Annotated in this window: 1 protein-coding gene; it reads right to left on the reverse strand. The window is 71.8% G+C overall.

All coding sequences use genetic code 11. The features are described from left to right. A partial coding sequence (locus IEZ19_RS48885) for a non-ribosomal peptide synthetase (RefSeq protein WP_189317816.1) occupies positions 1 to 6,004 on the reverse strand: 6,004 nt, incomplete at both ends.

The raw sequence follows: 6,004 nt of genomic DNA on the forward strand, positions 1-6,004 counted from the left end.
CAGCAGCTGCGCCGTCCAGTCGACCTGCGCCGCCTCACCACCCAGCACCACCGACCCGGCAGGCAGCAACGCCTCTACACCCACCGCGGCCGTCAAGGTCGCCAGATGCGAAGGCACCACCTTGATGTGGTCGACCCGCTCCTCGGCCACATACCGCGCCACCGCCTCCGGATCCGTCGCCAACTCGGCGTCCAGTACGTGGAGTTGTCCGCCTGTGACCAGGCTGCTGAACACCACCGTGTTGCCCAGGTCGGTCACCTGCGCCTGCAACAGCGCGTACCGCGCCCCCGGCACATCCCAGCCCAACCGCCCCGACACCGACGACACATAGTTGGCCAGCGACCCATGCGTCACCGCCACACCCTTCGGCACGCCCGACGACCCCGACGTATAGATCACGTACGCCAGCCCGGCCGCATCCACGACGGGCAGCACCCCGCCCGGCGACGACTCCCCATAACCGTCGAGGAGCGCGGCGGTTGTCGGATGGTCGACGGCAACCGTTCGCAGCTGCACGGCCGACAGACCACTCAGCGCCTCCTGGGTGCCCAGCACCAGCCACACGTCGCTGTCGGCCAGCATGAACTCCACTCGCTCCGCCGGGAGTTGGGCATCGATCGGCAGGTACGCCGCTCCTGCCTTCCACACCGCCAGGATCGCGGTCACCATCTCCACGCCCCGCGGCAGGCACAACCCCACCACTGACTCCGGGCCCACGCCCAGATCACGCAGGTGGCACGCCAGACGACCCGCCCGTGCATCGAGCTCGCGATACGTGACCTGGGCGCCACCGGCCACCAGCGCCACAGCCTCCGGAACCGCCCGCACCCGCTCCTCGAACATCCCGGCCACGGACGAGTCCCTCACCGCGGCCGCGGTGTCGTTCCACCGCACCAGCACACGGTCCCGCTCACCGGCGTCGAGAACATCCACCGCGGCCAGCCGCACCTCCGGGGCCGCGGTCACCGTGGTCAGCACCCGCACGAACCAGTCCGCCATACGCCCGGCCGTGGCCTCGTCGAACAGGTCCGCCGACACGGTGACGGTTCCGCGCAGGCCCGCCGGACGATCCTCGTCGTCGAACATCTCGGCGATCCCGACGTTCAGGTCGTACTTCGCCGATGCCGACGCCGGCGCTCCGCCGGGCGAGTCGGCGCCCGTGCCGGTGCGCGCTCCCGGTAGCTCCAGCGACGCCTCGTCGGTGTTCTGGAGGGTGAGGAACACCTGGAACAGCGGGTGGCGTGCCATCGACCGGGTCGGTGCCAGTTCTTCCACCAGCCGCTCGAACGGCATGTCCTGGTGCGCGAACGCGCCCAGGCTGGCCTCCCGCACCCGGGCCAGCACCTGCCGGAACTCCGGGTCGCCCGACAGGTCCGTGCGGATCACCAGGCTGTTGACGAAGAACCCGACCAGGCCGTCCAGCGCCTCGTCATTGCGGCCCGCGATCGGGGACCCGATGGGAATGTCGGTACCGGCTCCCAGGCGCGACAGCGTCACCGCCAGCGCGGCCTGCAGCACCATGAACGCCGTCACGCCCTCGGCCCGTGCCAGCTCCGCCAGCCTCTGGTGCACCTCGGTCGGCACCCGCAGCGGCACCCGGTGTCCCCGGTGGCCGGCCTCAGCCGGTCGCGGGCGATCCACCGGCAGCGCCAGCTCCTCCGGCGCTCCGGCCAACGTGTTCCGCCAGTACGCGGTCTGGGTCGACAGCAGGCTGTCGGGATCGGACTCCTCGCCCAGCAACTCCCGCTGCCAGAGCGTGTAGTCGGCGTACTGCACCGGCAGCGGCTCCCAGTCGGGGGCGTGCCCCTGCAGCCGCGCCGCGTACGCGGTCGAGAGGTCCCGGCTCAGCGGGGCCATCGACCAGCCGTCGCCCGCGATGTGATGCATCACGACCACCAGGAGCTGCTCGTCACCGGAGTCGAACAGCCAGGCCCGGATCGGCAGTTCCGCCGACAGGTCGAACGTGTACCGCATCGCCTGCGCGACGGCTTCTGCTCGTTCGCCGCGCTCCACTTGGGAGACCCGCAGTTCCCATTCCAGGTCCTGGGGGTCGAGGATCTGCTGGTACGGCGTGCCGTCCACCGCGGGGAAGACCGTCCGCAGCGACTCATGCCGGCCGATGACATCCCGCAGTGCCGCACCCAGCGCGGCGACGTCCACATCGCCGCTCAGCCGGATCGTCGTGGGCAGGTTGTACGTCGGGCTCGGACCTTCGAGCTGCGCGAGGAACCACAGCCGCTGCTGGGCGAACGACAGCGGAACCCGCTCGGGCCGCGTTGCCGCCGCGCGCAACGCCGTTCGGGCCTGCCGCGCGCTCCCGGCCTGGTGGGCGGCGAGACCCGCCACCGTCGGGAACTCGAACAGGGTCCTGACCTCGACCTCCACTCCCAGCACCGCGCGGATCCGCGACACGAGCCGCACCGCGAGCAGCGAATGCCCGCCCAGCTGGAAGAAGTTGTCGTCCACGCCCACCGACTCAAGGCCCAGCACGTCAGCGAACGCCGCGCACAGGATCTCCTCCTGCGCCGTCGAGGGCCCACGACCCGCTCCTGCGGCGTACTCGGGGGCGGGCAGCGCCTTGCGGTCCAGCTTTCCGTTCACCGTCAACGGCAGCACCGGCAGCGGGACGACGGCGGCCGGAACCATGTAGTCGGGCAGTTGCCCGGCCACGAACTCCCGCAGCCCGGCGAGGTCCATGTCGTCATCACCGTCGTCCGCGGGGACGACGTAGGCGACCAGCCGCTTGTCCCCGGGGGCGTCCTCGCGCGCCACCACGACCGCCTGCCGGACCTCCGGGTGGGTCGACAGCAGGGCCTCTATCTCGCCGGGCTCGATCCGGAAGCCGCGCACCTTCACCTGCTCGTCGGCCCGCCCGACGAACACCAACCGGCCGTCCGGGGCCCACTTGACCACGTCTCCGGTGCGATACATCCGCTCACCGACGGAATCGAACGGGCAGGCCACGAACCGCTCGCCAGTCAGTCCGGGCCGGCCCACGTATCCGCGTGCCACACCGGCACCGGCGACATAGAGTTCGCCGGCGACCCCCACCGGGACGGGGCTGAGCGTGTCGTCCAGCACGAACAGGCGGACGTTGGCGATCGGCGTACCGATCGATGGCTCGTCACCGGGCGCGAGCGGCATCGACATCGACGCACACACCGTGATCTCCGTCGGACCGTAGGCGTTGATCAGACGACGGCCGGGCGCCCACCGCTCGACCAGCTCCGCGTCCAGGGCCTCACCGGCGGATACCAGCGTGGTCACCGAGTCCAGGCCGGCGGCGCCGAGCGCCCTCAAGACCGCCGGCGGCAGCGTCGTATGCGTGATGCCGTGACCGGCGACCAGATCGGCCAACCCGCCACCGGGCAGCAACTCGTCCGCCGGCGCCATCACCAGTGCCGCACCCGAGCACAGTGTCACCAGCACTTCCGACACCGCCGCGTCGAACCCGGCCGAGGCGAACTGCAGCACCCGCGCGCCCTGTTCCACCGCGAACCGTCCGCCCTGGGCGGCCACCAGGTTCACGATTCCGGCGTGCTCGATCGCCACGCCCTTCGGGGCACCCGTCGACCCCGACGTATAGATCACATACGCCAGGGCGGCCGGGTCGATCGACACCTCCGGCGCGGCCTCCGGCTGGGCATCCACCAGCGCGGAGGTCGTGCGGTCGTCGAGGGCGACCAACGGGACCCGGCCGACCGGCGGGTCGTCCAGCAGATCCTGCGTGCCCAGGACGAGCTGCGCACGGCTGTCGGCCAGCATGAACGCCACCCGGTCCACCGGCAGCCGCCCGTCGATCGGCAGGTACGCCGCGCCCGCCTTCAGCACGGCGAGAATCGCGGTCACGAGGCCGGCGCCGCGCGGCAGGCACAGCCCCACCACCGACTCGGGGCCCACGCCCATGCCGCGCAGATGACGGGCCAGCCGGTTCGCCGCCGTGGCCAGCTCCCGATACGTCATCTCCACGCCGTCGGCCACCACCGCGACCGCGACCGGCGCGGCCTGCACCTGCCGCTCGAACACGTCCACCACCGACGGGCCCACCACATCCGTGGCCGTGTCGTTCCACCCGCCGACCAGCAGTTCGCGCTCCTGCGCATCGAGAATGTCCACCGCTGCGAGCCGCACATCAGGCGTTGTGGTCACCACGTCGAGCACCCGCGCGAACCAGCTGGCGAACCTGGCGGCCGCCGGTTCGTCGAACAGGTCCGCCGCCACCGTCACCATGCCGTGCCAACCCGCCGGTCGGCGCCGGTCATCGAACTGCTCTACCATCGTCACGTCGAGATCGAACTTCGCGGGCACCGGCACCGAGCCGTCCACCGCGAAGGCCTCACGGCCGGTCCGCCGCCCCGGCATGTCGAGCGAGGCGCGCTCCATGGTCTGCACGGTCAGCGTGACCTGGAACAGCGGATGGCGGGACATCGAGCGCTCCGGCGCCAGCTCCTCGACCAGCCGCTCGAACGGCACGTCCTGGTGCGCGAACGCGCCCAGGCTCGCGCTCCGCACCCGGCTCAGCACCTGCCGGAACTCCGGGTCGCCCGACAGGTCCGTGCGGATCACCAGGCTGTTGAGGAAGAACCCGACCAGGTCGTCCAGCGCCTCGTCGTTGCGGCCCGCGATCGGGGACCCGATGGGGATGTCGGTGCCGGCTCCGACGCGCGACAGTGTCACCGCCAAGGCGGCCTGCACCACCATGAACGGTGTCACGCCCTCGGCACGCGCCAGCTCCGTCGCCCGCAGGTGCACCTCGGCCGACACCCGGAACGGCACGGCGTGACCGCGGTGGGTGGCCACCGCCGGCCGCGGCCGGTCCACCGGCAGCGCCAGCTCTTCCGGGGCTCCGGCCAGCGTCGCCCGCCAGTACCGCACCTGCTCCGACAGCCGGCTGTCCGGATCGGACTCCTCGCCCAGCAACTCCCGCTGCCACAGGGCGTAGTCGGCGTACTGCACCGGCAACGGCTGCCACTCCGGGGCCCGGCCCCGCTGCCGCGCCGCGTACGCCGCCGACACATCCCGGCTGAGCGGACCCATCGACCAGCCGTCGCTGGCGATGTGGTGCATGACCACCACCAGCACCTGCTCGTCGGGGCCGGCCTCGAACAGCCACGCCCGGACCGGCAGCTCCGCCGACAGATCGAACGCGTACTCCGAGGCCTGCCGCACGGCCGCGGACAGTTCGCCAGGCGTCACCTGGGTGACCTGGACAGCCCAGTCGAGCTCCCCCGGGGCAAGGACGCGCTGGTAGGGCTCGCCGTCCACGGCCGGGAACACGGTCCGCAGCGACTCATGACGTTCGATCACATCGCGCAGCGCCGCGCCCAGCACCGCGGCGTCCACTCCGCCGAGCGACACCACCACGGGGATGTTGTACGTCGGGTTCGGCCCCTCCAACTGCCCCAGGAACCACAGCCGCCGCTGCGCGAACGACAACGGCACCAGCTCCGGACGCGTCTCCGCCGCCCGCAGCGGCGTACGCGCCTGCCCCGCTCCCTCGGCCATCCAGGCCGCCAGGCCGGCCACCGTCGGGGCCTCGAACAGCGTCCGGACCTCGATCTCCACGCCGAGCACGACACGGATCCGCGACACCAGCCGGACCGCGAGCAGCGAATGGCCGCCCAGATCGAAGAAACCGTCGTCCACGCCCACCGACTCCACCCCGAGGATGTCGGCGAACGCCGCGCACAGGATCTCCTCCGTGGGCGTGGCCGGGCCCCGGCCGACGCCGGTGGCGTACTCCGGCGCCGGCAGGGCCTTGCGGTCCAGCTTGCCGTTGGCGGTCAGCGGCAGCTCCGGCAGGGTGACGAACGCGGCAGGGACCATGTAGTCGGGCAACCGCTGCGCGAGGAACTCCCCTATGCCACCGCTGTCCACGTCTTCGGTGTCGGTGTCGGCGGGCACCACGTAGGCGACCAGACGCTTGTCGCCCGCGGTGTCCTCGCGGGCGATCACCGCGACCCGGGACACCTCCGGATGCGCATGCAGAGCGGCTTCGACCTCG

This window comes from Streptomyces brasiliensis, assembly GCF_014647875.1.
GTDB lineage: Bacteria > Actinomycetota > Actinomycetes > Streptomycetales > Streptomycetaceae > Streptomyces > Streptomyces brasiliensis.